Here is a 25,246-nt window from a genome sequence, read left to right as displayed (position 1 = left end):
GTTCGCAGTTGCAGCAAATGCAACAGCACCTGTTACTTCAATGCAACCATCATCGCCTGAGCCGCCGCTGGCGCCCGCACCTTCGCCCCGCTGATGAAAAAGGCATAGACGTCGCCTGCCTTCGCCTGCTCTCGCGCTTTCTTCGCCCAAGCCGCTATCTGATCCGCTGGATAGCCGGTCGCTTCCTCCTCGCGCGTGCGCATCAACCGAGAATAGGAAAAGCCGACATCATGGCCCTTGATGGCCGGATATTCGTCATGATCCGCGAACACGACCGCCGCGCCTGAATCCCGCGCCAAGGCCAGGAAGGCGGGATCATCGAAACTTTCGTGACGCACCTCCAGCGCATGGCGCAGCTTCACGCCGTCCACACTGGCGGGCAGCAGCTTCAGGAAGGCCCCGAAATCTTCCGCATCGAATTTCTTCGTCGGCATGAACTGCCACAGGATTGGCCCCAGCTTGTCACCCAGTTCAGCAATCCCCTGGCCTGTAAATTTCGCGATCGACTCCCCCGCCTCCGCCAGAACGCGACGGTTGGTGCAGTAGCGCGAAGCCTTGACCGCGAACTGGAACCCATCCGGGACCGCCTTTGCCCAATTGGCGAAGCTCGCGGCCTTCTGCGTGCCATAATAAGTGGCGTTGATCTCGGTCGCGGTCAGATGTTGGCCCACATAGGCCAGTTCATCCTTTTGCCGCAGCCCTTCGGGATAGAAGGTCCCGCGCCACGGCTCGAATGTCCATCCGCCGATCCCTACCCTGATCTGTCCAGCCGCCATGCGCCGCCTCCTTTTGCCCGCATCCTGAACGGCAAAGCCCGTCGCGGCCAGAGGGAAAAGCGTCAGGAGAGTGGCCTACGCCGCAACCCGATCAGCCATGGCTTCACCCCGCGCGTCGGCCGCGCCACGCCGTCCAGGCGTCGCGCCCGCAGGATCGCCACCGGCTTTATGATCATCTGCCCGCGCATCGGCCCGGACCCGCAGCAGGTCGGCATCGCCAGGATGCGCCGCACCACATCCATCCCCGCGACCACATGGCCGAAAGCCGCATAGCCAATATAATCTCCGCGCGCGTCCATGTTGGGCGTCGCACCCGCCGTGATGAAGAAATTGCCCATCGCCGAATCCGGCCGGTTCGGCCGCGCCATCGACAAGGTGGCGTCCAGATGGCGAAGGCCCGTCTTGCTGGTCGGCTCATGCGGGATCGGCGGCAGCGACCGCCGCGCGTCGGTATCGATCCCGCCCTGGATCAGCCCCAGCTTCGCATCACTCTTCCGCCGCGCCGCCCTGTAAAAGGTCACGCCATCAAACCGGTCGTCATCCACATAGGCCAGGAAATTAGCCGCAGTCCGAGGCGCCCGCTTGTTGTCCACGGCAACCACGATCGTCCCGACCGATGTCTCTATAGCTACCCGCGTATAGCCAGGCGTAGGCCGGTTCGCTGGAAACGCCCATGCCAGCGCGGGGCACATGGCCAGCAGCAAGGCAAGACAGCGAAGCAGGGCAGGACGGATCAACGAGTCAACCACCGATCTTCAACAGATGGAATGGCGGAGAGGGAGGGATTCGAACCCTCGGTACCGTTGCCGGCACGCCGCATTTCGAGTGCGGTGCATTCGACCACTCTGCCACCTCTCCGCAGAAGGTTCAGCATGCGCCGACCCGGTCGAGCGGCGGCCATTAGCGAATGATCGTCGGCTTGCCAAGCGGCCAGGACCGTATTTTTCTTGTAACAAGGCGCGAGCGTCCTAAATTGCCATCATGACCGACACGACCGCAATTTTCGGAGCCGACATCACTGCACCGCCCGTTGTCCATGCGCGCTTCAGCATTGGCGATGTCGTCAAACATCGCCGCTTCGGCTTTCGCGGCGTCGTGTTCGACATCGATCCCGTCTTCGCCAATAGCGAGGAGTGGTATCGGGCCATTCCTGAAGAATCCCGGCCGGACAAGCATCAGCCCTTCTATCATCTCCTCGCCGAAAATGGCGAAACCAGCTATGTCGCTTATGTGAGCCAGCAGAATCTGCTCGCCGACGATAGCGGGGAGCCTGTGGACCATCCGGCCATTGCGGGGATGTTCGGCACCTATGCCAACGGTAAATATCAATTGCGGTCGCTTCATCGGCATTGAGGTTCGCGGGTCGAGGCGAGCGTCCAGACGATCGCTCGCGGCTCTCGTCCTGCCGCTGCTTGCACCGGCGCTGGCAGTCGCGCAGACGGAGACGCCCGGATCGTCGGAAGCGCCGCGCGTAAATGCCGATCCTGTCTTTCCCTTCTCCAACGAAATCGCCGCTTTCGCCAAAGCCAATGAGGTGGACGCAACTGCGCCAGGCGCTGTCCTCTTCCTCGGCAGCTCCAGCATCCGCCTCTGGAATACCGGCGGCAGTTTTCCCGACAGGGGCACCCTCAATCGCGGCTTCGGCGGGGCTACGACGCGCGACGTCCTCCATTATTACGTCCGCCTCCTCCCCCGCGCCGCGCCACAATCGGTGCTCGTCTATGTGGGGGAGAATGACTTGGCAGGCGGCGCGACGCCTGGGGCGGTGGCGCATGACGTGCTGGCGCTGCTCAAGAGGCTGCGCGCCGACTATCCCAAGGCGCGCATCGCCTATCTGTCTCTTAAACCCAGCCCCATCCGCTGGACGCTCTGGCCGAAGATGGCGGCCGTCAACATGACGGTCGCGGCGCGAAGCCGGGTCGGGCGCTTTGACTATCTCGACGTGGGCAGCGCCTTGCTCGCGCGGGACGGCTTGCCGGACGCCTCGCTGTTCGGACCCGACGGACTTCACATGAACGCGCGCGGCTATAGCCGGTGGAACAGTCTGGTGGACGGTTGGCTCGACCGAAAGGAAATGGCCTCTGCCGCGGGTCAGAGCGTGCGGCCATCGGCCTCTGTCCACCATGCCTCACTTTCCGATTGATCCACGGTCCGGCAACATTATTACCATACATCTGTAAAAGACACCCGAGGGGGAGACGCTGGTGACGACTGATTCGGCCAAGGCCGCGCCCATGGCGGAGCTGACGCTTCGCGGCGTCATATTAGGCGCGCTCATCACGCTGCTCTTCACCGCGGCCAATGTGTATCTCGGCCTCAAGATCGGCCTGACCTTCGCGACATCGATCCCCGCGGCCGTCATTTCGATGGCCGTGCTGCGGCTCTTCGCGACGGGCACGATCCTGGAAAATAATATTGTCCAGACCATCGCCTCGGCCGCGGGCACCTTGTCGGCGATCATCTTCGTATTGCCCGGCCTCGTCATCATCGGCTGGTGGACCGGCTTTCCCTACTGGTTGTCCGCCTTCACCATCGCGTTGGGCGGCATATTGGGCGTCATGTATTCGGTGCCGTTGCGCCGCGCGCTGGTGACGGGTTCGGACTTGCCCTATCCCGAAGGCGTCGCCGCCGCCGAAGTGCTGAAAGTCGGCGCAGGATCGCGCGAGGGGCTGGAAGAAAATAAACGCGGCCTCGCCGCCATCATCATGAGTTCGCTCGCCGCCGCCGCCTTCTCGATCATCGCCAAGACGAAGTTGATCGCGGAGGAAGCGGCGACCTTTTTCAAGTTCGGCAGCGGCGCGACATCCCTTTCGACCAGCTTTTCCATGGCGCTGATCGGCGTTGGCCATCTCGTCGGTCTGTCGGTGGGCGTCGCGATGTTCGTGGGGCTGCTGATCAGCTGGGTCGGGCTCGTTCCCTGGCTCACCTCGCCCCTGCCGGCCGGGGCCGATATCGCAGAAGTGGTCGGCACCACCTTCCGCATGAAGGCGCGCTTCATCGGTGCAGGCACGATCGGCGTGGCGGCGATCTGGACGCTACTCAAGATATTGGGACCGATCATCAGCGGCATCCGCTCCGCCATTGCCGCGGCACAGCGGCGCAAGGCGGGCGAGGGCGGCCTGCTTGAACTCACCGAGCGCGACTTGCCGATCGGCATTGTCGGCGGCACCATCCTCGCCTCGCTCGCGCCGATCGCGGTCCTGCTCTGGTATTTCGCGCAAGGCGGGCCGATCGCGCTCAATCCTGTGCCGATCCTCATCCTGACCTTGGCCTATATCCTGGTCGCGGGCATCGTTATCGCTTCCGTCTGCGGCTATATGGCGGGCTTGATCGGCGCGTCGAACAGCCCGATTTCGGGCGTCGGCATCCTCGCGGTGCTGGGCGCGTCGCTGATCCTCGCGGCCATCTACGGATCGGGCGGCGATCCCAAACAGTCCCAGGCGCTGATCGCCTATGCGCTGTTCGTCACCGCCATCGTCTTCGGCATCGCCACCATCTCGAACGACAATCTCCAGGACCTCAAGACCGGCCAACTGGTCGGCGCGACGCCCTGGAAGCAGCAGGTCGCGCTGGTCCTCGGCGTCATCTTCGGCGCGCTGGTGATCCCGCCGGTCCTCGACCTTCTCAACAGCGCCTTCGGTTTCGCAGGCGCACCGGGTGCCAAGGCCAGCGCCCTCCCCGCGCCCCAGGCCGCCCTGATCTCCGCCCTCGCCAAGGGCGTGCTGGGCGGCGATCTCGACTGGAACCTGATCGGCACCGGCGCGCTGATCGGCGCGGTGGTGGTCGCGATCGACGAACTGCTGGGGAAGGCCGGCAAGCTGCGCTTGCCCCCGCTTGCCGTCGGCATGGGAATCTATCTGCCGATGGCGCTGACCCTGCTGATCCCTGTCGGCGCGGTCATCGGCCATCTCTACAACCGCTGGGCAGTGCGTCAGCCCAACCCCGACTTTGCCGAGCGCATGGGCGTGCTGATGGCGACCGGCTTCATCGTCGGGGAAAGCCTGTTCGGCGTCGCCTTCGCCGGGATGGTCGCTGCGACGGACAGCGACGCCCCGCTCGCTCTTGTGGCGGAAAATCCCTGGGCCGTGCCGCTCGCCCTTCTGATCTTCGCAGGCGTTATCGCTGCACTCTACACCCGCCTCAAGCGGCAGGCGTCCCTCGCCTTCTGACAAGAAAAGACGGTGGATCGCTCCACCGCCCTTCCCTCACTTCTTCGCGAACCAGCTTACCAGAGCGGGCTTCAGCCTGGCCCGCGTCTCGATCCGCGTCTTGATGGCCGAGATCGACCGATCCACCACCTTGCGCGATTCCGGCGTCAGATACTGGCTGGCATAAGCGTCGAGCTTCGTCACCATCGCGGGGTCCGCCGATCCGCCGCCCAGCCGCGCGATCGCCTGGCTCCGCGCCGACACGTCGATCAGCGCCTCATATTGCGCCCGGTGCGCCAGCACATAATCCACCGCCAGCATCGGATGCTCCGCCCCCACGGCGGAGATGATCGCCGCGCTGGTCGTCTTGCCCGGCTCGTCGGTCATCGCCAGGTCCAGCGCCTTACGCGCCAGCCCCTCATCCTTCGCCGCCCCCAGCAAAGCGAACAGCGTGCTCTTCTCCAGGTCGCTCTTCGCTCCATTGGCCATGGCGCGCAGCTTTTCCCATGTCGCCGCATCCGCATTCTGGGCGATGATCCGCAGCCACACATTGCGCAGCGGCCCGTCGAGCAAGGCAGGTTCAGCAAAGCGCCGCTTCGCCTCCGCCACTACCGCCTTGTCGCCCATGCCCCCCAGCGTCGCCACCAGCGCCGACCGCAGCACCGGAACCTGCGGCCCCTCACCAGCCTTCGCATCAAAGCCGACACCCGCCAGCACCGGTCCCAGCTTGCGCGACGCATAAGCGGCCACGCGCGCCTGCGCCGCCTTGTCGCCCTCCAACATCAGATAGGCGCTGTCGAGATAATCCGGCACCTCCGCCAGCACCGCCGGGCTCGCGCTTGCAGGCACCGCATCCACCATGTCGAGCGCCAGCCCGATCGGCTGGTAGCCCCCCAGCCCCAGCTGGAAATTATCCGCCATCAGCCCGATCTGGTCCATCGATGGTAGCCGCGTGAACCCCTTCACCAGAGCCTGCACATTCGCCTGCGGATAGAGCGAGCGGTAATAGCCCGTCTGCCCCGCATTGATCACATAGGCCCCGCAGCCCGGCAGCGTGACCGACGCCGTCCCGTTCAGGATCAACCGCTGCGGCGCCCCGCCGATCGTCTGCGCCATCACCGGCACATTCCACTTGAGCGGTGCCTTGTCCTTCCGGTCGCGGCTGAACTCTCCCTGCGACAGGGCAAGGACAGTCGATCCGCCCTTGCACTGCGCACTCTCCACCTTCACCAGCGGAATGCCCGGCTGGCTGGTAAAGTCATGCGCGATCGAAACGAGCCCCTGGGCTCCCGCACCCTCGACCGCCTTCCACAGGTCGTCGGTCACGGTATTCCCATAGGCGTGCTGCTTCATGTAGCTACGGATACCCTGCCGCCACACATCCTCACCCGCATAGCCTTCCAGCATGGTGATGACCGCCTCACCCTTTTCATAGGTGATGTCGTCGAACGCCTGGTTCACCTCATCGACGGTATGGATCTTCTGCACCACCGGATGGGTCGTCGCCAGCGCATCGAGCGCCATCGCCCGCTCGCGTCCGCCCACGCGGGTCAGCAGCATTTCCCAGTCCGGCTGCAGCTTGTCGGTAACCTTGGTCGCCATCCAGCTGGCGAAACCCTCGTTCAGCCACAGATCGTCCCACCAGGCCATGGTGACAAGGTCGCCGAACCATTGATGCGCCATTTCATGCGCGACGATCGAGTAAATGGTCCGCCGCGTCCCCTCCGACGTAAAGCGTGGATCGACCAGCAGCGCGCGCTCGAAGGTGAAGATCGCGCCCCAATTCTCCATCGCGGAGAAGAACTGGCTCTGACCCGGACCCGCGACATTATCGAGCTTGGGCAGCGGGAAAGGCACGCCGAAATAGTCATTATACCATGGCAGGATCGCCGCCGACGCATCCAGCGCCAGCTGCGCCTTCCCCGTATTCCCCTTGCCGGTAATGACACCAACCTCGGTCGCCCCCGCCATCTTCGTCGCCCGCTCCAGATCGCCCAGCCCGAAGAAGAGCAGATAGGAGGACATTTTGGGGCTGGTGCCGAACGTCACCCGCGTCTTGCCGCCGCCCAGATCCTTCGACGTCGCGACCGGCATGTTGCTGACCGCCAGCTGCCCCGTGGGCACGATGGCGGATAGGTCGAAGGTCGCCTTGTAGCTCGGCTCGTCAAAGCTCGGGACAAAGCGCCGCGCATCGGGCGCTTCGAACTGGGTGAACAGCGCCCGCTTCGCCTTCCCCGCATTGTCGGTATAGTCGAGCGCGAACATCCCGTTCGCCTGCGTGTTGATCACCCCGGCATAGACAATGTCGAGCTTGTAGCTGCCCGGCGCCACCGGCTTGCCGAAATCCAGCGCCACCGTCTGCGCAGCCGCATCGATCCTGGCCGTTCCCTTCATCGCCTTGCCCTTGGCAGGGGTCAGCGTCACGCCACTGATGGTCAGATCGGCGGCATTCAGCACCAGCACCGGCATCGCCTGCGCCACATCAAGGTCGATCGTCGCCTTGCCGCTGAATTTCAAATTCGCCGCGTCAGGCGTCACCTCGATCGCATAATGACGGGGCGCGGCGCCACGCGGCAACTGGGTCGTGATCCCCGGCGCAGGGCCAGCGGACGCCTGCGCCCATGCGGGCTGGGTCAAAGCCAGCGGAGCAGCCGCCAGCAACAAGGACGAAATTTTGGAAAAGGACATCAGGTTCGCAACTCCGACACGTTGAGAACGGCGCAGCCCCAACGGCCTAGCGCCACGATAGTTGCGGGATCGAACCTTTCTCGCCCGCGGTCAAGCGGTTGGTCGAACTTTGTTGTTCATTTGTTTAATAGTAAGGCTGCTGCGGATGCTGGCGAGCACGCCATCCAGATTCTCAATAACCTCATGATTCCAGAATCGGGTCACGGCATATCCCTGCCGCTCCAGGAACCGCGTCCGTTGTAGATCAAGGTCATCCCCATGCTGGCCATCGTCCACTTCCACGATCAGGCGATATTCGGCGCGCAGCAGATCGACGACATAAGGACCGATTGTCGCCTGCCGCCCAAACTTGAAGCCATCCAGTTGCCGATTACGGAGCACCGCCCACAGCCGCTTTTCGCATTCCGTCGCGTCTCGTCGCAACCGAACGGCGTTCGGATTGATACGCCTGATAGCCAGCATAGCTCTCCGCCCTCACCCAACCCTCCCCCGCCAGCGGGAGAGGGCTTTCGCGTCCTTCCAGATCCTTCTCTCGCGAGCGGGAGAAGGATACGCAGCCTTGCCGACCCTGTCGGCTAGGCGAAGTTGGATGAGGGTGCTCACCCCCGCCCGCGATACCCCGGCACGTCCTGCGCAGGCAGCCATAACCCCACAGGCGGCTCGCCCGATTGCCAGAACACATCGATCGGAATCCCCCCGCGCGGATACCAATAGCCGCCGATCCGCAGCCACAAAGGTTGCATCTCCGCAAACAGCCGCCCGCCAATCCCCACCGTGCAATCCTCATGGAATGCCGCATGGTTACGAAACGCGCCGAGGAACAGCTTCAGCGACTTCGATTCGACGATCGTCGCGCCGGGCGCATAATCGATCACCAGATGGGCAAAGTCAGGCTGGCCTGTGACGGGACAGAGCGAGGTAAATTCCGGCGCGGTGAAGCGCACCAGATAGGGCTTTCCGGGCCGCGGATTGGGCACATAGTCGAGCACCGCCTCTTCAGGAGAAGCAGGCAAGGCGCTGCTCTGCCCAAGATGGATCGGTTTTACAGTTTCAGGCGTATCAGTCATGACCGGCCATCTACGTCATTGCACGCCTAATGTCACCGCAGCGCCGATGCTCCTCCTCGTTCACCTCCCGTTCAGCGGACCCATTGCCTTGGCTGCTCCCCATGGGGTTGCGTCCAGTCATCATCATTGCCGCCGTGCCGCTGCTGCTGGCCACGCCTTCCTTCGCTCAGGAGCAGGAGGGCGGCGAACCCGTCTTCAATCTGCCCCGCACCAATCAGCCGCCTGCCGACCCCAGCCGCCAGGGCCCCGAGCTTGACGTCTTCCGCGGCGCGCCTGTCACGCCGCCACCCGTAACGCCGCCTGCCACCGTTACGCCACCACCGCCGATCGTCGCACCGCCCGCACCGCAGCCGCAGACGCCCTCCCCGGCCGAGCGGCGTCCGGCTACCGTCGCGCCTCGCCCGGAACCCGCTGAGCCCGCAGCTCCAGCGGGAAGCAGCAGCCCGGCGCCTGCCCCGGCCGCACCGCAGTCAGCTCCCGCGTCCCCCACCGCCCCGCGCGCCGCCCCGCCGCCGATTGCCGCCCCGCCAGCCCCCAAAGCACGACCCAGCGCGTCCGCCGAATCCTCTTCCTGGCCTTGGATCGCGGGCGGCATGGCCCTGCTGGCCGCCCTCGCCGCATGGCTATTCTTCCGCCGCCGCCGGGACGACACGTTGGCGGAGGAAAGCCTTGTTGAGGAGCCTCTCGCCGAGCAGCCAGCCGTCACGCCGACCCCGCCGCGTCCCGCGCCGCCGGCTCGGCCACCCGCCCCGGCAGCCAAGCCGCAGCTCAAACCTGCAGCCCCGGTTCCCACGCCAGCAGCGCCTCCGGCAGCCGCCACTGCGGCAACCGATCGCCCCTGGCTCGACCTGTCGCTGGAAGTGCGCAACGCCCGCCTGTCGCTGATGGGCGCGACGATCGGCTACAGCCTCACGCTTCACAATCGCGGATCGCACGCGGCCGACGACATATTGATCCGCACCCTCATCGCTAATGCCGACACCCGTCAGCAGGCGATGCTGCAGCAATTTTTCGCCGGGGCCGCTGGCATGCCCGCCCATTCCGCCGTGTCGATCGCGCCGGGTGAAAGCCATTGCGTAACCGGCGAACTGCGCCTTCTGCCCGATCAGATCGCGCCGGTGCAGATGGGGGACCGCGCTCTGCTGATCCCGCTAGTGGCCTTCGACGCCCAATATCGCTGGGCCAATGACGCGAGCGCCGCCCCCACCGGCACCGGCCGCACCGGCCGCGCCTACATCGTCGGCCAGGAAAAAACCCCACCCGCTGACCGCCTTGCGCCTTTCCGCATGGACCAGGGCCCACGCCAGTTCCGTTCCCCCGGCAGCCGCGCAACCGCGCTTGAACTGGCGAGCTGACCCTTTTCCCTCGCCCCTTTAGGGTGTCATCGGAGGCATGCGACTCTGATCGAGGTGGCAGCCCCGCCTGACCGGGCTGACGGGAGAGGGGCCCGTAGCCCCTTCCCACCACCTCCGCCCGTCCCTAAAAAGCTGGAAACGGCACCGAAAAGAGGCGGCATGGACATTCTTATCTCCACCGATTGGCTCGCGGCAGAGCTGAGCAAAGGCGACCTCAAGATACTGGACGCTAGCCTCTTTCTCCCCGGCACTCCGCGTGACCCGCGCGCCGAGTTCGAGGCCGCTCATATCCCCGGCTCCGCCTATCTCGACCTGCCCACCCTCGCCGACGCCGACGATCCGCGCCCCGGCATGCTCCCCAGCGACGCCTTCATGCAGGAACGCTGCCGCGCGCTAGGCATCGATACGAACAGCCGCATCATCCTCTATGACAACAGCCCGACCCACAGCGCCGCGCGCGCATGGTGGATGATGCGCCTGTATGGCGTAGGCGCGGCCGCAGCCATACTCGACGGCGGCCTCCCCAAATGGGTCGCAGAAGGACGGCCGACCGAAACCGGCTGGCCCGTCATCCCGCGCGGCAACGCCCTCGCTCGCCGTGCAGAAGGGCAGGTGCGCACGAAGGACGACCTGATCGCCAATCTCGACGACCAAGCCGCCCAGGTCATCGACGCACGCGGCGCGGCCCGCTTCACCGGCGAAGAAAAGGAACCGCGTCCCGGCATGGCCTCGGGCCATATACCCGGTTCGCGCAATATTCCCTCGGCAAGCCTCTTCAACGCCGACAACAGCATGAAGACGGGCGAGCAACTGCGGCGGCTCTTCCTTGATGCCGGCACGGATTTCTCGCGCCCGATCGTCACGACCTGCGGCAGCGGCGTCACCGCCGCGATCCTGCTCGCGGGGCTTGAGCTGCTCGGCAAAACGGACGTCACCCTCTATGACGGCAGCTGGTCCGAATGGGGCCTCGATCCTGCCACGCCCAAGGCGACGGGGGCCGCGGCATGACCAAGGACCGCGACGACCGCAAGCCCCTCACCCGGCTGGCGCAGGCCGGTCGCAAGCCTGAATGGACCGGCATGCCGGGGCAGCCCGGCGGCATCGTCAATCCGCCGGTCTGGCGCGCCTCGACCATTCTCTATGACGATGTCGCGCATCTGCGCCGCGCCGCCAGCAGCAGCACGCATGAGCGCCTCTTCTACGGCCGCAAGGGCACGCCGACCGCCTGGAGCCTGGCCGACGCGCTCACCGAAATGGAGCCGGGCGCGGAAGGCACGATGCTCTTCCCCTCCGGCGTCGCCGCGATCGCCTGCGCACTGCTGTCGGTACTGAAACCCGGCGACCATCTCCTCATGGTCGACAGCGCCTATGACCCGACCCGCAACTTCTGCCAGCAAATGCTAAAAAGTTACGGTATCGAAACGACTTATTATGACCCGCTCGCCGAAATCGCTTCAATTCGCGGTTTAATTCATGAAAATACCCGAGCCATCTTCCTCGAAAGCCCCGGCAGCCTGACTTTCGAGGTCCAGGACATCCCCACCATCACCGCCCTTGCAAAGGAGCAGGGGATCGCCACTTTGCTCGATAATACCTGGGCCACACCCTATTTCTTCCCCGCCATGGTCCACGGCATCGACATCTCGATCCTCGCCTGCACCAAATATATTGTCGGCCACAGCGACGTCATGCTCGGCTCGGTCACCGCGACCCCAGATCTCTTTCCTAAGATCCGCCAGACCGCCTATCTCCTCGGCCAAATGGTCAGCCCGGACGACGCCTGGCTCGCCTCTCGCGGCCTTCGCACACTCGGGGTCCGCCTGAATCACCATCAGGAAAGCGCGCTCCAGATCGCCCACTGGCTCGCCGCCCAACCCGACGTCGCCCGCGTCCTCCACCCCGCGCTCCCCAGTTGCCCCGGCCACGAACATTGGCAACGCGATTTCTCCGGCTCCAGCGGACTCTTCAGCTTCGTGCTCAAGGGCGGCGACGAAAAATCACGTGCCGCCCTGATCGACGGCCTCGCCCATTTCGGGATCGGCTACAGTTGGGGCGGCTTTGAAAGTCTCGCCCTGCCGGTTGATCCTGCCCGTTACCGCACCGCCACAAGCTGGCAGGCGGAAGGCCCTGTGGTCCGCCTGCAGATCGGTCTTGAAGATCCGGCTGACCTCATTGCCGACCTCGACGCTGGCCTCCTCCGCTTCCGAAAAATGCGGGGGTAAGAGGCCGCTCTGCTCATTGTTGCAGTCTAGCAACATTTCAGCATCAAAAAATAAATTTGAGCAATAATTTCTTGTGCGGCGCGGCAACGGGCGGCATGCCCTGCTTTGTTCAGAACACCCGGTCCGGCCCTTGATGGGAAAAGAGACTTCGGGATCCTGACGCAGGTGGGACTGTCGCAGACATCACCAAGGGGAATCCAATGCGTAAGTCCATTCTCGGCCTCTCGGCCGTCGCTCTCGCTGCTCTTTCCGTTCCGGCATTTGCCCAGGAAGAGCCCACTCCGGCGCTCACTGTGACCGGCAACGCCGCTGTCGTGACCGACTACCGTTTCCGTGGCATCTCACAGACCGACAAGCGCTTCGCGCTGCAGGGCGGCATCACCGTCACCCATGAGTCAGGTTTCTATGTTTCGACCTGGGGTTCGTCGATCGATGATTATGTCGCAGCTGGCAGCGACCAGGAACTCGACCTGATTGCGGGCTATTCGACGACCTTTGGCGCAGCCACCGTCGATGTCGGCGTCCTCTATTACTACTATCCGGGTTCGGGCGGCGCGAACACCGACTTCGTCGAACCCTACGCTTCGATCAAGGGCACCTTCGGCCCGGCCACCGCAAAGCTCAGCGCAGCCTATGCGCCTAAAGCAAAGGCGCTGTCGATCGGCGGCGGCAAGGAAGACAATCTCTACGTGGCAGGCGACCTGTCGGCCAGCGTTCCTAACACCCCCATCGGCGTATCGGCGCATCTCGGCCATAGCTTTGGCCCGAGCTATCTGACGATCGGTGACGAATATACCGACTGGAGCGTCGGCGCGACTTACACTTGGAGCCACCTGACCTTCGGGGTCAGCTATGTGGACACCAACAAGTCGCTCTACAGCCCGAGCGGCCGCAACATCAGCAAGGCCGGCGTGGTGGGTTCGATCACCGCTTCCTTCTGATTTCATCCGGATAATGAAGAGGAGGGCCGCGATCCGCAGGGTCGCGGCCTTTTTCATGTAAGCGGCATTACGGGTCGCGCGCTTCCATCTACGCCCCTATATAGAGCGCCATGTCGGCCCTCTTGCCATTCCTGATCTTCGCCGCCACGGTCGCTGCAATGGAGGGCTTCGCCTATGTCATGCACCGCTGGGTCATGCACGGCCCGGGATGGTTCCTGCATGCGAGCCATCACCGCGTCCGCACCGGCTTGTGGGAAGCGAACGATCTTTATTTCGTGATCTTTGCAATGCCTTCCATCCTGCTGCTGCTGGGCGGCGTGCAATGGAACTGGGGCGTCTGGGCGACTGCTTGCGGAGCGGGCATCGCCGCTTATGGCCTCATCTACCTCGGCTTTCATGACATTCTGGTCCACCGCCGGATCGGGCATCGCCATGTGCCCCGCACGCGTTATATAAAGCGGATTGTTCAGGCACACCGGCTGCACCATGCGGTCGAAACGCGGGAAGGCTGTGTCAGTTTCGGTTTCCTGATCGCCCCGACGCCCGAAGAGCTGAAACGCCAATTGGCACGCGGCGGCCGCGGCGGGTTGCGCGCGGCCAAAGGGTTAGTGGAAACTGACTAGAAGCATGGCGCGCATTGGCCTTTTGGGCGGCTCCTTCAACCCGGCCCATGGCGGCCATCGCGCGATTTCGCTGTTCGCGGCGGAGGCTCTGCGGCTTGACGAGGTCTGGTGGCTGGTGTCCCCAGGAAACCCACTCAAGCCGCGCAAGGGCATGGCTCCGCTCACCGCAAGGCTTCGCCACGCGCGGAACATGGCTCGCCGCGGGCCGATTCGCGCCACTGCGATCGAACAGACGCTGGGGACCCGCTATACGATTGACACGGTCAGGGCGATCACCCGCCGCTTTCCTCGGAACCGCTTCATATGGCTGATGGGCGGCGACAATCTGGCGCAGTTCGGCCAGTGGAAAGATTGGCGCGGCATTGCGCGGCATATGCCCATTGCCGTAATCGCCCGTCCCGGTTATGATGGTGCTGCCCGTGGCTCTGGGGCCATGGCCTGGCTGCGGCGTTTCGTCCGGCCCGCGCGCCAGAGTGCAGACTGGACGGATTGGAGACCGCCGGCGCTTGTGCTTTTGCGCTTTCGCCCTGATCCAAGATCGGCGACCCTGCTACGGCAGGCGAAACCCCTCTGGCATCGCGAATATGAACTTGCACGCGTGCGCGATCCGCTCACGCGCCGGTTGATTGTCTAGAATGGAGCATTTTTGACCAGACCACATCCCGCCAACGACACGGCCCAAAGTGCCGACAGCGTTGCCGCCCTGCACGACCTTGTCCTAAAGTCGCTCGACGACGACCAGGCGCAGGAAACCATCTCCATCCCGCTTGAAGGCAAAAGCAGCATTGCCGACCATATGGTGATCGCCAGCGGGCGTTCATCGCGTCAGGTCGCGTCAATGGCGCAGAAGCTGGCCGAACGCATCAAGCAGGCCACCGGCCGCTCTGCGCGCGTCGAAGGCTTGCCGGTCGCTGACTGGGTGCTGATCGATGCGGGCGACGTGATCGTGCACCTGTTCCGCCCCGAAGTGCGCAGCTTCTACAATCTTGAGCGCATGTGGGGCTTTGTCGATGCGCCGGTAGCTGGCACCGCCTGAAGCGGTCTTCGACAAGCGGGCGCTGACAGGTTAGGGGCACAGCCATGCTCCTCCATATCATCGCGCGCGGGAAGATTGGACGGTCGGCCGAAGCCGAGTTGGTCGATCGCTATATGAAGCGGCTGACGATGCCGCACAGGATTACCGAACTGCCCGATCGCGGCGGAAAGCTGCCGGCCGCGCAGCCGGGCACCATCACCGTCATGCTCGATGAAAAGGGCAAGCAGCTGAGCTCCATGGAGTTTGCCCGACGTCTGGAGGGATGGCGAGACGCGGGCACGCGCGAATGCCGCTTCCTGATCGGCGCGGCCGACGGCTTTGATGATGCCGACAGGGCGAATGCCAACCTGCTGATCGCGTTCGGCGCCATGACCTGGCCGCATATGATGGCGCGCGCGATGCTCTCCGAACAACTCTGGCGCGCCTGTTCGATCCTGACGGGCCACCCCTATCATCGTGAAGGCTGATGCGCTCATTGCTCGACAGCTACCCGGATTTCCGGATAATCAGCTTTGGTGGGCTCTGAACATGGCCGACGGGGGGCAAGGGTGAAACGGTCGGCGATTGGCGCAGTGGGCATCGGCATTGTAGCGCTCATCGCCGCCGCGCGCCTGGCCGCCATGCCCGCGCCCGGCCTCATCCTTGGCGGCACAGGCGAGACCAGCCTTCAACACGAACAAGCTGCGCTCAAGGCAGCCCGTATTCAGTCCGAACAGGCACGGGAGCGATCGGAACGGCTGGAGCAGCAGGCCAGCGCCGCCCGAGATGAGGCTGATCAAGCGCGCCGCCGCGCCGCCGCCATGGCTGCTCGCATCCAGCAGGCCGAGGCTGACATCCAGGCTGCTCAGGCACGCATCGCGATCATCGCCCGCATGCAGCGCGCCCAAGCCGCGCGACTTGCAGCAAAGCAGGAACCTGTCGTGCGCCTGACCGCGGCCCTTCAGATGATGGCGCGCCGTCCATTGGCGCTGGCGCTGGTGCAGCCCGGATCGGTTAGCGATGCGGTGCACATGCGCGCCGTTCTGGGTCAGATCCTTCCCGTCATCCAAGATCGCACAGCGGGTTTGCGCGCCGAACTGGAACGTAGCCGGGCGCTGCGCGAAACCGCCGAACAAGCTGCCGGATCCTTAGCGCAGAGCCAAGCTGATCTGCGGGATCGCCAGTTGGCCCTTCAGACACTCGAAACCCGAAAAAGGCTGGCGGCAAAGGATTATCGCTCCAACGCCAGTCTGGAGAGCGATCGTGCTTTGGCGCTTGGCGAACGGGCACGCGACATCGTCGATCTGATGGATCGGCTTCAGGCGGCCGGCGATCTGCGTGACGAACTGGCGGCACTACCGGGCCCCCTCCTCCGTCCCGCTCGCCCTGACCTCACGGCTGCGCCAGCCCCGACGCTGAGACGCCAATCGGGCGGCCCGCCGCCTTATCGGCTGCCAGTCATGGGCCAACTCGTTACCGGGATGGGTGAATTGTCAGAAAGCGGGGTGCGATCGCGCGGTCTCACCATCGTGACCCAGGCTGGTGCGCTGGCTGTCGCACCCACAGCGGGGCGAGTGGTCTTCGCCGGGCCTTATCGTGGTTACGGACAGATTATGATCCTCGATCATGGTGGCGGCTGGACGACGCTGATCACCGGGTTGCTCCGCCTGTCCGCGTCGGTGGGTGATAATGTGCGCCAGGGCGATCCGCTGGGCAGCGCCGGCCCCGGACGGCCGAGCATCACCATCGAACTGCGGCGTAATGGGCGGCCCGTCGATATCGTTCCGCTGGTAGGATTGGGCTGAGGGGTTAGCTATGCTGGACCGCCGCAGCTAACGCTCAGCGCCGCCAACGCGCCCAGATCGCCGTAGGTAATGCTAAGCTACGCGCTTCCTCCCGCACGGCCAACTCGCCCGCCTCTACATCACCGGGGAGGTCGGCGAAGACTTGTCTCAGCAGTTCCCCGATTGCGAGCGCAGACATGCGCACCGCATAGACCGTGAGGAACAGGAAGCGGCTGTCTGCATCGAGCAGTTGACGGCAATTGGCGATAAGGCCTGGCAGATCTTCTTCAAGCCGCCAGACCTCGCCATCTGGCCCACGGCCATATTTTGGGGGGTCGAGCAATATGCCGTCATAACGTCGCCCTCGCCGCACTTCCCGCGCGACAAATTTTGCCGCATCATCGACGATCCAGCGGACAGGCCGATCCTCCAATCCCGAAGCAGCGGCATTGGCTCTCGCCTGGGCCACCGACTTCTTGGACGCATCGACATGGACCATCTGTGCACCCGCAGCCGCCATCGCCAGCGTGCCGACGCCAGTATAGCCGAACAGGTTCATGATGTGAGGCTGCTCGACCCCTTCGACCTGCTCGCGCATCCAGCTCCAGACCGGGGCCATATCCGGGAAAAAGCCCAAGTGGCGAAAGGGTGTGCAACTTGCTTCGAAAGTGACTTCGTTCCAGGACAGAGGCCAGCCTTCTGAAGGCACCGGTCGCGCATGCACCCAGCGGCCGCCACCTTCTTCGTCCGAACCGGGAACAAACTCCCCGTCTGCCTTCCAATCGGCACTTGCAGGCGCCCACATCGCCTGTGGCTCCGGCCGGATGAAACGAAAGCGGCCGTAGCGTTCGAGCTTGCGTCCATGCCCCGAGTCGATCAGGCCATAATCAGCCCAAGGCTCGCCGATGAGAGTATGGAGCTTCATGCCCTTGGCGTAGCGCGCTCCGCGACATAGGCGGTTATCGCATCGAAGGAGGCAGGCAGCTTGGCATAAGCCTCTTCGCGCGCAAACAGGTCGCCCATGCGTGCAGGCAGAGGCGGACGGATACCAGTGGCGCGCTCGACCGCGTCACGGAACTTGGCCGGATGGGCGGTCGCCAATGTAACGATCGGAACGCTCGAATCGATTTCCAGCTCGCGTGCTGCGGCGAGGCCGACTGCGGTGTGAGGATCGATCACCTGGCCAGAACCGTCAAAAGCCCAACGGATCGCCATGTTCATGGCGTCACCATCCACGCGGGCCGAGGTCAAGAGCTTGGCCGCACCCGCGCGCTGCGCATTTGTGAGGCGCATCGCACGGCTCGCTTCAAACCCCTTCATCTGTTCCGCCAGCGCAGTGCCATCCCGCCCGCCTGCATCGAAAAGCAGCCGCTCGAAATTGGAGCTGATCTGAATGTCCATGCTAGGCGTCGCCGTCTGCACGACCTGCCCCTGGCTGTAGTCGCCATCAGCCAGCGCGCGATGCAGAATATCGTTCACGTTGGTTGCGACCATCAGCTTGGCGACTGGCAAGCCCATCTGAGCGGCCACATAGCCGGCGAATATATCACCGAAGTTGCCGGTGGGGACCGAGAAGGCCACCGGTCGGTCGGGTGCGCCCAGACGAACCGCGGCATAGAAATAATAGACGACCTGTGCCATCAGCCGGGCCCAATTGATGCTGTTCACCGCCGACAGGTTGAAGCGCTTGGAAAATGCGGCGTCGTTGAACATCGCCTTCACCAAGGATTGGGCGTCGTCAAAGCTGCCCTCGATCGCGATATTATGGACGTTGGGTGCACGCACCGTCGTCATCTGCCGCCGTTGAACGTCGGAAACCCGGCCTTCGGGATGCAGCATGAAGATATCGATCTTATCACGCCCCGCCACGGCATCGATCGCCGCCGATCCTGTATCGCCCGAGGTCGCACCGACGATCGTCAGATGATCATCCCGCCGCGACAGGAAACGCTCGAACAACTGGCCGAGCAGTTGCAGGGCCACGTCCTTGAACGCCAGCGTCGGGCCGTGAAACAGCTCCAGCAGCCAATGCTGGTGATCCAGTTGCGCCAACGGCGTCACCGCTTGGTGGCTGAAGCGACCATAGGCCGTAGTGCACAGATCCCGCAGTTCATCCTCGCTGAGCGATCCGGCGACAAAGGGGGCCATGACCCGCACCGCGGTCTCGACATAGGGGAGACCCGCGAGGGCTCTGATCTCGGCCTCCGGAAAACGCGGCCAGCTTTCAGGGATGTACAGCCCGCCGTCGGACGCCAGCCCTGCCAACGTCACATCTTCGAAACCCAGCGCGGGGGCGCTTCCTCTGGTGCTCACATATTGCATGATGGGAAAGCGCGGTAGCGGTGCGAAGCCCGCGGAGCAAGTTTTTACGACGATGCGCCGGGAGGCGTCCGCCTATTCAGCGCCAGCACGTAAATGAACGCGGCGACAGCGGCGAAGAAAAACCACTGAACCGCGTAGGCGAGATGGTTGTTCGGCACATCCTCGACACTCGGCGGAGCGACAGACTTCAGCCCTTCGGGAGCCCGCTCCGCAATCAGCATAGGCCGTAAGGGAAGCACATTGCCGCCAAGCCGCGAAAGAAGGGCCCGGTGATCCGGCTCCTCGGAGATCCAGCCCCTTATCTGACCGCCTTTCCAACGGGGTGCCAGGTCCGGTTGCTTGGCGACGCCCAACGCTACGAGCGCCCCGGGGCCTTCCGCGCCGGTCGAGCATTGAGCGATATAGCGATAGCCGACCGATCCATCGGCCGCGCGGCCAGCCTCCGTCTGCCATCCGACCACATCGAGGCAATGAAGAGACGAACGGCGGAACAGCATTTCGGCCGGCACGGGCGGCATGGCTGGAAAGCTGATTGGCGGTTTGGCGGGATTGGCCGCGGCCAGCGCGAGCATGGCCTCCTTTCCGCCACGCCTTTGTAGCTGCCACACACCTAGGCCGATCATGACGAGAATGGCGGCGGCGACTACTAAGGTGGCCAAAAGCGGAAAGCGTACATTCTTCATCGCCGCTGCTCCGTTGAGATCACGCCCACAGTCGGCGACGGCGGGAGCGTCTGACTAATATCAGTCGATACTCGAAAGGAAACGCTGGAAAAGAATGGGCGCAGCGTAGGTTCGGACAGCAGCATCCTCACAGCCATAATTATCCTAGCGGCAAAAGGAAACGGCCGGGACAAGCCCGGCCGTTCACTGTTCAGACGTATCAGCGCTCAGCCGCCATGCATCGGAGCGCCCCAGCCACCCCACACGTAAATCGCGACGAAGAGGAACAGCCAGACGACGTCAACGAAATGCCAGTACCAGGCAGCGGCTTCGAAGCCGAAATGCTGGCGCGGAGTGAAGTGGCCCTTATAGACGCGGACCAGATTGACGATCAGGAAGATCGTACCGATCAGAACGTGAAAGCCGTGGAAGCCCGTCGCCATATAGAAGGCCGAGCTATAGGGGCTGCCACCGAACGGGAACGGCGCATGCGCATATTCATAGGCCTGGATCGACGAGAAGAGCAGACCCAGGATCACCGTCAGCCACAGGCCGGTCTTGAGGCTCTCCCGATCGCCATGAATCAGTGCATGATGCGCCCAAGTAACGGTGGTGCCCGAGCAGAGCAGGATCAACGTGTTGAGCAAGGGCAATTCAAACGCGTTCATCACCTCGATGCCCTTGGAGGGGAACATCCCTTCAATCGGCGCAAGTTGGCTCGGGAACAGCGAGAAGTCGAAGAAGGACCAGAACCAGCCCACGAAGAACATGACTTCAGAGGCGATGAAGAGGATCATGCCATAGCGCAGGTGCAATTGGACTACGGGCGTGTGATCGCCAGCATGCGCCTCTGCAATTACGTTGGCCCACCAGCTGTACATCGTAAACAGAACGCCGGCGACGCCGATCAGGAATACCCAACCGCCGCCCGCAGGCATGGCGTCGGGATGCAGCCACATGATCGCGCCAGAGGCCATCACCAGCGCCGACATGGATCCGAAAAGCGGCCAGATGCTGGGCGGTAGAATATGATAATCGTGCTGCTTGGCGCCTGCCATGACGTACTCTTCCCTGTTCGCGGTTCGCGTTATCGTGGATTGCCTTAGCTTGGCTTTTTATCCTGCTCAACAGGATAGAAGGTGTAGCTAAGCGTAATTTGCTGAGTATCCCGGTTGTCGGGATCCGCCAGAATCTTTGGATCGACATAATAGATCACCGGCATCCGCACCTCTTGGCCCGGCTGCAGCGTCTGCTGCGTGAAGCAGAAACATTGGATCTTGGTAAAGTAGGCTCCCGCCTGCGTTGGCGTAACGTTGAAGCTGGCGGTTCCCGTAACCGGCTTGTCGGACATATTCTTGGCAATGAAAATCGCCATGTCCCGCGCACCGACTGTCACCGTGTCCGTCCGATGCTCCGGATAAAATTGCCAGGGCATGCCCGGTTGAACATTCGAATCGAACCGTATTGACAGGCTGTGGCCCACGGCTGGCTGGATCTTCAGATCCCCTGATGCGCGCTGCGTCGTACCCCCGAAACCCGTACGCTCACAAAAGATGCGATAAAGCGGGACCGACGCGAAACCCAGCCCGAGCATCGCGAAGCCGACGCCCGCCATCGCCACAAGCGTCCGCCGATTACGACGATCCCGGTCGAAAGGCGAAGGCGGCAAGCTGGCCATCAATGGCCTCCGCCGATCTTGGCGATGGTGATGGCGTAGAAAAGAATGACCAGCGCGCCGAGCAACAACCCCGTCACGATCGCGCGTGACTTCTGCCTGCTGCGCACCTGCTTTTCCTCCTCGGGTGTCATGCCAGCACCCACCGATCAACCACCACCGCTCCAAAGAGAAGGAAGAGGTATAGGATCGAATATTTGAACAAGCGCCGCTCCGGCCCCATGCGGCTTGAGTCGCTTTCCCTCCGCCGAAAAACCTGGAATGCGAAGACGACGAACAGCCCGGTGCCCAGTAGCGCGACAACGCCATAGATCAGCCCCGTCAGGCGCAGCAGAACGGGTGCCATCGCCGCCACAGCCATGATCGCGGTGTAGAACCAAATCTGCCGCCGCGTCGCGACTTCGCCAGATACGACCGGCAGCATCGGTATGTTGGCTGCAGCATAATCGGTCTTCACAAACAGCGCGAGCGCCCAAAAATGAGGCGGCGTCCAAAAGAAGGTCAGCATGAACAGTGCGACGGGCAGAGCGCCAATGTCACCTGTAACAGCGGCCCAGCCGATCACTGGAGGAAATGCTCCGGCAGCTCCGCCGATCACGATATTCTGCGTCGTTCGCGGCTTCAGCCAGATCGTATAGACGAACACGTAAAAGAGGATGGACACCGCCAAAACAGCCGCAGCGAGCCAATTGGTCGCCACGCCCATCAACAAAACCGAGAAAAAGGATAGGCCCACGCCAAAGTGGAGGGCCGACTGCCGATCCATGCGGCCGGCCGGCAGCGGCCGGTTCGCCGTTCGCTTCATCTTCGCATCGATATCGGCTTCATACCATTGGTTGAGCGTCGCAGCAGCGCCGGCTCCCAGCGCAATGCAGAGGATGGCGGTGAAGGCCAGAACCGGATGAATGTGAGCCGGGGCCGCGAGCAGACCGCACAGGCCGGTGAAGACAACAAGCGTCATCACCCGCGGCTTGGTCAGGGCGATAAAATCCCGCCAATGCGCGATAACTGTGGAAGACGAGCTTCCAGCCATGAACGGCGAACTTGCCATATGCTCCTCATGCGGCAGCCCGGCGCCATCAAAGACGCCGGGACTGCTTATATCGGGTCCGCGGCCGTAACCGCTACCCCGCGCCCCGTCGATCGGAGCGCCTTTGTTTTCGCCGATCGTCAGTCGATGACCGGCAGGGTTTCAAACTGGTGGAACGGCGGCGGACTTGGCAGCGTCCATTCCAGCGTCGTGGCGCCTTCACCCCACGGATTACCTTCGGCCTTCTTGCCAGCAACGAGCGACCAGAAGACGTTCACGAAGAAGATCAGCACGCCCACCGCCATGATTTCATAGCCGTGGCTGGCAACGCCGTTCCAGTAAGCGAAAGCTTCAGGATAATCGGGATAGCGGCGAGGCATGCCCGAAAGGCCCAGGAAGTGCATCGGGAAGAACAGCATGTTCACGCCGACGAAGAAGACCCAGAAGTGCAGATGCCCGAGGAACTCGTTGTACATCCGGCCGGACATCTTGGGGAACCAATAGTAGAAGCCTGCGAACAGGCCGAACACCGCGCCCAGCGACAGCACATAGTGGAAGTGCGCAACGACATAATAGGTGTCATGCAGAACGTCATCGACGCCGCCATTCGCCAGGACAACGCCGGTGACACCACCTACCGTGAAGAGGAAGATGAAGCCGAGCGCCCACACCATGGGAGTTTTATAGCTGATGGAACCACCCCAGATGGTCGCGATCCACGAGAAAATCTTAATCCCGGTCGGGACGGCGATGACCATCGTCGCGGCCGTGAAATACATCTTCACGTTCACGGACATGCCGGTGGTGAACATGTGGTGCGCCCAGACGACGAAGCCCACAACACCGATAGCGACCATGGCGTAAGCCATGCCCAGATAGCCGAAGACCGGCTTGCGGCTGAAGGTCGAGATGATCTGGCTGACGATGCCGAAGCCCGGCAAAATCATGATGTACACTTCAGGGTGACCGAAGAACCAGAAGAGATGCTGGTACAGCTCCGGGTCACCACCGCCGGCGGCGTCATAGAAGGTCGTGCCGAAGTTACGGTCCGTCAGCAGCATGGTGATCGCCGCAGCGAGAACCGGCAGCGCGAGCAGCAGCAGGAAGGCGGTAACCAGCACCGACCAAACGAACAGCGGCATCTTGTGCAGGGTCATCCCCGGCGCGCGCATGTTGAGAATGGTGGTGATGAAGTTCACCGCACCCAGGATCGAGCTGGCGCCCGCGATGTGGAGCGACAGGATCGCCATATCCACCGCCGGACCCGCAGAACCGCTGGTCGAGAGCGGCGCATAGACCGTCCATCCGGTGCCCGCGCCATTTCCGGTGCCGCCGGGAACGAAGGTCGAACCCAGAAGAAGGGCAAAGGCGGGGATGAGCAGCCAGAAGCTGATATTGTTCATCCGCGGGAACGCCATATCCGGCGCGCCGATCATGATCGGAACGAACCAGTTGCCGAAGCCGCCGATGATGGCGGGCATAACCATGAAGAAAACCATGATTAGACCGTGCGCGGTAATCAGCACGTTCCAAAGGTGATAGGCTTGGTCGAGCGTGGCCGAAGGGCCGTCGCTGAGCTGCGCCCAGGTATGGAGGTACTGAATACCCGGCTCGGCCAGTTCGGCACGCATCAGGCCCGAAATCGCGCCGCCGATCACGCCGGCGAGGATCGCGAAGATCAGGTAGAGGGTGCCGATGTCCTTGTGGTTCGTCGACATGAACCAGCGCTGGAAGAAGGCTGGCTTGTGATCGGCGTCATGATGCTCATGAGCATGATCGCCGTGATGATCTGCGGTAATGGTTGTCATGGCGTCTATGCCCTTACATCAAAGCTTTTCGGCGGGTGCGGCAGCCGGGGCAGCAGCGGCGGCAGTCGCCGCTGCAGCAGCGCCCTGGAGCTTGCCGCCCTGCGAGAGAACCCATTGGTCGAACTGGGCGGGAGGCAGCGCCTCGACGGCGATAGGCATGAAGCCATGGCGCGCGCCGCAAAGCTCCGAACACTGGCCGTAATAAACGCCGGGCTTCTCAATGGTGACGGTCTTTTCGTTGAGACGGCCAGGGACCGCATCCATCTTCAGCCAAAGCGACGGTACAGCAAAGGCGTGGATCACATCGGCGCCCGTTATGATCAGCTTGATCGGACGGCCGACCGGAAGAACAATGCGATTGTCAGGCGCGAGCAGATAGGGCTCGCCATTCGCCTCGGCCTTGTCCCGGGGGAGCATGTTCGAAACATATTCGGGGATCCCGTTGTCGGGATATTCATAGCCCCAATACCACTGATAGCCGGTCACCTTGACGGTCAGCGCATCCTTGGGCGCGGGTTTATACTGGTCCGCCAGCAGGCCGATCGAGGGCACCGCGATGACCAGCAGAATGACCACCGGCACCACCGTCCAGATCACTTCGATGAGCGTGTTGTGCGAGGTCTTCGACGGCACCGGATTGGCGCTGCGGCGAAAACGCACCATCACATAGAGCATCAGGAGCAGAACGAAGACCGAGATGATAGTGATGAGCGGCAGCAACAGCACGTCGTGCAGCCAACGGGCCGTGTGGCCGGTGGGGCTGAACTGCTCCTGCAGGGTGATTTCGCCCGGACGCGGCATGCCGATACCTTCGGTCGGCTTCATCCGGGGCGGCGCGGCGACCTTGGCTGCCGGAGCAGCTTGCGCAACCGGAGCCGCCGCATTGGCGCTCGAGTCGGCCGGCGCGGCCGCATTGTCAGCAGCGGAGGCTGCGACAGCAGCATTGTCCTGCGCCAACGCCTGACTGTTCAACGCCGCGGCCGGCGCGAAGGCCAGCAACCCGGCGAGAACGAGCGATTTCACCATTTTCATAAGCGTCTTCTTACCCCGTAACCCCTTGGCGCCGCTGCAACGAAGGCGCGCGCATACGCGTCCCCCTCCGCCCGGTCGATCTGCCGCGGCTTATAGGC

At 63.2% G+C, this 25,246-nt stretch carries 26 protein-coding genes and 1 tRNA gene; 12 read left to right on the top strand and 15 right to left on the bottom strand.

What is annotated here, in order from left to right:
• Positions 1-32: 32 nt before the first annotated feature.
• The 3 genes from ACFO3E_RS06370 to ACFO3E_RS06360 all read right to left on the bottom strand — a co-directional run bounded on the left by ACFO3E_RS06370 (position 33) and on the right by ACFO3E_RS06360 (position 1,634).
• Entirely contained in the window at positions 33-776 is a 744-nt protein-coding gene (locus tag ACFO3E_RS06370) for a DUF72 domain-containing protein (RefSeq protein WP_066526557.1), read from the bottom strand.
• A 62-nt stretch (positions 777-838) separates the two neighbouring features.
• Complete coding sequence (locus ACFO3E_RS06365) at positions 839-1,468, bottom strand: peptidylprolyl isomerase (protein ID WP_066529053.1); 630 nt, start codon at positions 1,466-1,468, stop codon at positions 839-841.
• Positions 1,469-1,544: 76 nt separating this feature from the next.
• A tRNA-Ser gene (locus ACFO3E_RS06360) sits at positions 1,545-1,634 on the bottom strand.
• 123 nt (positions 1,635-1,757) lie between these two features.
• Between ACFO3E_RS06360 and hspQ the strand changes: the two genes are divergently transcribed.
• The 3 genes from hspQ to ACFO3E_RS06345 all read left to right on the top strand — a co-directional run bounded on the left by hspQ (position 1,758) and on the right by ACFO3E_RS06345 (position 4,945).
• Positions 1,758-2,129, top strand: coding sequence for a heat shock protein HspQ (gene hspQ / locus ACFO3E_RS06355; protein ID WP_066526367.1), 372 nt, complete (start codon positions 1,758-1,760; stop codon positions 2,127-2,129).
• Entirely contained in the window at positions 2,086-2,919 is an 834-nt protein-coding gene (locus tag ACFO3E_RS06350; RefSeq protein ID WP_380803262.1) for a GDSL-type esterase/lipase family protein, read from the top strand. The genes hspQ and ACFO3E_RS06350 overlap by 44 nt, the downstream gene beginning before the upstream one ends.
• A gap of 91 nt (positions 2,920-3,010) precedes the next feature.
• The gene (locus ACFO3E_RS06345) at positions 3,011-4,945 is read left to right on the top strand and encodes an OPT family oligopeptide transporter (protein ID WP_380803460.1); all 1,935 of its coding nucleotides are present in this window, start codon (positions 3,011-3,013) and stop codon (positions 4,943-4,945) included.
• Between the two features lie 36 nt (positions 4,946-4,981).
• On the opposite strand, the gene ACFO3E_RS06340 is transcribed toward ACFO3E_RS06345, so the two are convergent.
• The 3 genes from ACFO3E_RS06340 to queF form a co-directional block, all read right to left on the bottom strand.
• Complete coding sequence (locus ACFO3E_RS06340; protein ID WP_380803259.1) at positions 4,982-7,612, bottom strand: M1 family metallopeptidase; 2,631 nt, start codon at positions 7,610-7,612, stop codon at positions 4,982-4,984.
• Positions 7,613-7,702: 90 nt separating this feature from the next.
• Positions 7,703-8,074 (bottom strand): endonuclease domain-containing protein, encoded by a 372-nt coding sequence (locus ACFO3E_RS06335; protein WP_066526355.1) that lies wholly within the window; start codon positions 8,072-8,074, stop codon positions 7,703-7,705.
• A gap of 137 nt (positions 8,075-8,211) precedes the next feature.
• Positions 8,212-8,679, bottom strand: coding sequence for a preQ(1) synthase (queF, locus tag ACFO3E_RS06330; protein WP_066526352.1), 468 nt, complete (start codon positions 8,677-8,679; stop codon positions 8,212-8,214).
• A gap of 101 nt (positions 8,680-8,780) precedes the next feature.
• Here queF and ACFO3E_RS06325 point away from each other — a divergent pair, with 101 nt between their 5' ends.
• The 9 genes from ACFO3E_RS06325 to ACFO3E_RS06285 all read left to right on the top strand — a co-directional run bounded on the left by ACFO3E_RS06325 (position 8,781) and on the right by ACFO3E_RS06285 (position 16,640).
• Positions 8,781-10,034: a PVV-CTERM domain-containing choice-of-anchor G protein gene (locus ACFO3E_RS06325; RefSeq protein WP_066526347.1), complete on the top strand. Its 1,254-nt coding sequence runs from the start codon at positions 8,781-8,783 to the stop codon at positions 10,032-10,034.
• 159 nt (positions 10,035-10,193) lie between these two features.
• Entirely contained in the window at positions 10,194-11,042 is an 849-nt protein-coding gene (locus tag ACFO3E_RS06320) for a sulfurtransferase (RefSeq protein WP_066526345.1), read from the top strand.
• Positions 11,039-12,256: a cystathionine beta-lyase gene (metC, locus tag ACFO3E_RS06315; RefSeq protein ID WP_156518433.1), complete on the top strand. Its 1,218-nt coding sequence runs from the start codon at positions 11,039-11,041 to the stop codon at positions 12,254-12,256. Before ACFO3E_RS06320 ends, metC begins: the two co-directional genes overlap by 4 nt.
• A gap of 200 nt (positions 12,257-12,456) precedes the next feature.
• The gene (locus ACFO3E_RS06310; protein ID WP_066526340.1) at positions 12,457-13,197 is read left to right on the top strand and encodes a TorF family putative porin; all 741 of its coding nucleotides are present in this window, start codon (positions 12,457-12,459) and stop codon (positions 13,195-13,197) included.
• A 110-nt stretch (positions 13,198-13,307) separates the two neighbouring features.
• Positions 13,308-13,820, top strand: coding sequence for a sterol desaturase family protein (locus ACFO3E_RS06305; protein ID WP_066526337.1), 513 nt, complete (start codon positions 13,308-13,310; stop codon positions 13,818-13,820).
• 4 nt (positions 13,821-13,824) lie between these two features.
• A complete protein-coding gene (locus tag ACFO3E_RS06300; protein ID WP_066526336.1) occupies positions 13,825-14,454 on the top strand; it encodes a nicotinate-nucleotide adenylyltransferase in 630 nt (209 codons plus the stop codon).
• 12 nt (positions 14,455-14,466) lie between these two features.
• A complete protein-coding gene (rsfS, locus tag ACFO3E_RS06295) occupies positions 14,467-14,856 on the top strand; it encodes a ribosome silencing factor (RefSeq protein ID WP_037462830.1) in 390 nt (129 codons plus the stop codon).
• 44 nt (positions 14,857-14,900) lie between these two features.
• Complete coding sequence (locus ACFO3E_RS06290; RefSeq protein ID WP_066526333.1) at positions 14,901-15,323, top strand: 23S rRNA (pseudouridine(1915)-N(3))-methyltransferase RlmH; 423 nt, start codon at positions 14,901-14,903, stop codon at positions 15,321-15,323.
• A gap of 81 nt (positions 15,324-15,404) precedes the next feature.
• Complete coding sequence (locus tag ACFO3E_RS06285; protein ID WP_066526332.1) at positions 15,405-16,640, top strand: murein hydrolase activator EnvC family protein; 1,236 nt, start codon at positions 15,405-15,407, stop codon at positions 16,638-16,640.
• A 34-nt stretch (positions 16,641-16,674) separates the two neighbouring features.
• Here ACFO3E_RS06285 and ACFO3E_RS06280 read toward each other — a convergent pair whose 3' ends face one another.
• From ACFO3E_RS06280 to coxB, 9 genes are all read right to left on the bottom strand, one after another.
• A complete protein-coding gene (locus ACFO3E_RS06280; protein WP_066526331.1) occupies positions 16,675-17,544 on the bottom strand; it encodes a class I SAM-dependent methyltransferase in 870 nt (289 codons plus the stop codon).
• A complete protein-coding gene (gene thrC, locus ACFO3E_RS06275; protein WP_066526329.1) occupies positions 17,541-18,941 on the bottom strand; it encodes a threonine synthase in 1,401 nt (466 codons plus the stop codon). Before thrC ends, ACFO3E_RS06280 begins: the two co-directional genes overlap by 4 nt.
• A 44-nt stretch (positions 18,942-18,985) precedes the next feature.
• Complete coding sequence (locus tag ACFO3E_RS06270) at positions 18,986-19,624, bottom strand: SURF1 family protein (protein WP_066526328.1); 639 nt, start codon at positions 19,622-19,624, stop codon at positions 18,986-18,988.
• Between the two features lie 206 nt (positions 19,625-19,830).
• On the bottom strand, positions 19,831-20,661 hold the full coding sequence (locus tag ACFO3E_RS06265) for a cytochrome c oxidase subunit 3 (RefSeq protein WP_066526326.1): 831 nt from the start codon (positions 20,659-20,661) through the stop codon (positions 19,831-19,833).
• A gap of 44 nt (positions 20,662-20,705) precedes the next feature.
• Positions 20,706-21,281, bottom strand: a complete 576-nt coding sequence (locus tag ACFO3E_RS06260; RefSeq protein ID WP_066526323.1) for a cytochrome c oxidase assembly protein — start codon at positions 21,279-21,281, stop codon at positions 20,706-20,708.
• Positions 21,281-21,412, bottom strand: coding sequence for a hypothetical protein (locus ACFO3E_RS06255; RefSeq protein ID WP_257784355.1), 132 nt, complete (start codon positions 21,410-21,412; stop codon positions 21,281-21,283). Before ACFO3E_RS06255 ends, ACFO3E_RS06260 begins: the two co-directional genes overlap by 1 nt.
• Positions 21,409-22,329, bottom strand: a complete 921-nt coding sequence (locus ACFO3E_RS06250; protein WP_066526321.1) for a heme o synthase — start codon at positions 22,327-22,329, stop codon at positions 21,409-21,411. Before ACFO3E_RS06250 ends, ACFO3E_RS06255 begins: the two co-directional genes overlap by 4 nt.
• A gap of 119 nt (positions 22,330-22,448) precedes the next feature.
• Complete coding sequence (gene ctaD, locus ACFO3E_RS06245) at positions 22,449-24,116, bottom strand: cytochrome c oxidase subunit I (RefSeq protein WP_066526319.1); 1,668 nt, start codon at positions 24,114-24,116, stop codon at positions 22,449-22,451.
• Between the two features lie 18 nt (positions 24,117-24,134).
• Complete coding sequence (gene coxB, locus ACFO3E_RS06240) at positions 24,135-25,148, bottom strand: cytochrome c oxidase subunit II (RefSeq protein WP_066526313.1); 1,014 nt, start codon at positions 25,146-25,148, stop codon at positions 24,135-24,137.
• Between the last annotated feature and the right edge of the window lie 98 nt (positions 25,149-25,246).

It is taken from the genome of Sphingobium tyrosinilyticum (assembly GCF_042654265.1).
GTDB lineage: Bacteria > Pseudomonadota > Alphaproteobacteria > Sphingomonadales > Sphingomonadaceae > Sphingobium > Sphingobium tyrosinilyticum.
This window is presented reverse-complemented; position numbering and strand designations above follow the sequence as displayed.

Excerpts from the sequence above, each read along its gene's own strand:
- ACFO3E_RS06370 (WP_066526557.1), bottom strand. The coding sequence starts at position 776 with ATGGCGGCTGGACAGATCAGGGTAGGGATCGGCGGATGGACATTCGAG.
- ACFO3E_RS06365 (WP_066529053.1), bottom strand. The coding sequence starts at position 1,468 with ATGTGCCCCGCGCTGGCATGGGCGTTTCCAGCGAACCGGCCTACGCCT.
- hspQ (WP_066526367.1), top strand. The coding sequence starts at position 1,758 with ATGACCGACACGACCGCAATTTTCGGAGCCGACATCACTGCACCGCCC.
- ACFO3E_RS06350 (WP_380803262.1), top strand. The coding sequence starts at position 2,086 with ATGCCAACGGTAAATATCAATTGCGGTCGCTTCATCGGCATTGAGGTT.
- ACFO3E_RS06345 (WP_380803460.1), top strand. The coding sequence starts at position 3,011 with ATGGCGGAGCTGACGCTTCGCGGCGTCATATTAGGCGCGCTCATCACG.
- ACFO3E_RS06340 (WP_380803259.1), bottom strand. The coding sequence starts at position 7,612 with ATGTCCTTTTCCAAAATTTCGTCCTTGTTGCTGGCGGCTGCTCCGCTG.
- ACFO3E_RS06335 (WP_066526355.1), bottom strand. The coding sequence starts at position 8,074 with ATGCTGGCTATCAGGCGTATCAATCCGAACGCCGTTCGGTTGCGACGA.
- queF (WP_066526352.1), bottom strand. The coding sequence starts at position 8,679 with ATGACTGATACGCCTGAAACTGTAAAACCGATCCATCTTGGGCAGAGC.
- ACFO3E_RS06325 (WP_066526347.1), top strand. The coding sequence starts at position 8,781 with ATGGGGTTGCGTCCAGTCATCATCATTGCCGCCGTGCCGCTGCTGCTG.
- ACFO3E_RS06320 (WP_066526345.1), top strand. The coding sequence starts at position 10,194 with ATGGACATTCTTATCTCCACCGATTGGCTCGCGGCAGAGCTGAGCAAA.
- metC (WP_156518433.1), top strand. The coding sequence starts at position 11,039 with ATGACCAAGGACCGCGACGACCGCAAGCCCCTCACCCGGCTGGCGCAG.
- ACFO3E_RS06310 (WP_066526340.1), top strand. The coding sequence starts at position 12,457 with ATGCGTAAGTCCATTCTCGGCCTCTCGGCCGTCGCTCTCGCTGCTCTT.
- ACFO3E_RS06305 (WP_066526337.1), top strand. The coding sequence starts at position 13,308 with ATGTCGGCCCTCTTGCCATTCCTGATCTTCGCCGCCACGGTCGCTGCA.
- ACFO3E_RS06300 (WP_066526336.1), top strand. The coding sequence starts at position 13,825 with ATGGCGCGCATTGGCCTTTTGGGCGGCTCCTTCAACCCGGCCCATGGC.
- ACFO3E_RS06290 (WP_066526333.1), top strand. The coding sequence starts at position 14,901 with ATGCTCCTCCATATCATCGCGCGCGGGAAGATTGGACGGTCGGCCGAA.
- ACFO3E_RS06280 (WP_066526331.1), bottom strand. The coding sequence starts at position 17,544 with ATGAAGCTCCATACTCTCATCGGCGAGCCTTGGGCTGATTATGGCCTG.
- thrC (WP_066526329.1), bottom strand. The coding sequence starts at position 18,941 with ATGCAATATGTGAGCACCAGAGGAAGCGCCCCCGCGCTGGGTTTCGAA.
- ACFO3E_RS06270 (WP_066526328.1), bottom strand. The coding sequence starts at position 19,624 with ATGAAGAATGTACGCTTTCCGCTTTTGGCCACCTTAGTAGTCGCCGCC.
- ACFO3E_RS06265 (WP_066526326.1), bottom strand. The coding sequence starts at position 20,661 with ATGGCAGGCGCCAAGCAGCACGATTATCATATTCTACCGCCCAGCATC.
- ACFO3E_RS06260 (WP_066526323.1), bottom strand. The coding sequence starts at position 21,281 with ATGGCCAGCTTGCCGCCTTCGCCTTTCGACCGGGATCGTCGTAATCGG.
- ACFO3E_RS06255 (WP_257784355.1), bottom strand. The coding sequence starts at position 21,412 with ATGACACCCGAGGAGGAAAAGCAGGTGCGCAGCAGGCAGAAGTCACGC.
- ACFO3E_RS06250 (WP_066526321.1), bottom strand. The coding sequence starts at position 22,329 with ATGGCAAGTTCGCCGTTCATGGCTGGAAGCTCGTCTTCCACAGTTATC.
- ctaD (WP_066526319.1), bottom strand. The coding sequence starts at position 24,116 with ATGACAACCATTACCGCAGATCATCACGGCGATCATGCTCATGAGCAT.
- coxB (WP_066526313.1), bottom strand. The coding sequence starts at position 25,148 with ATGAAAATGGTGAAATCGCTCGTTCTCGCCGGGTTGCTGGCCTTCGCG.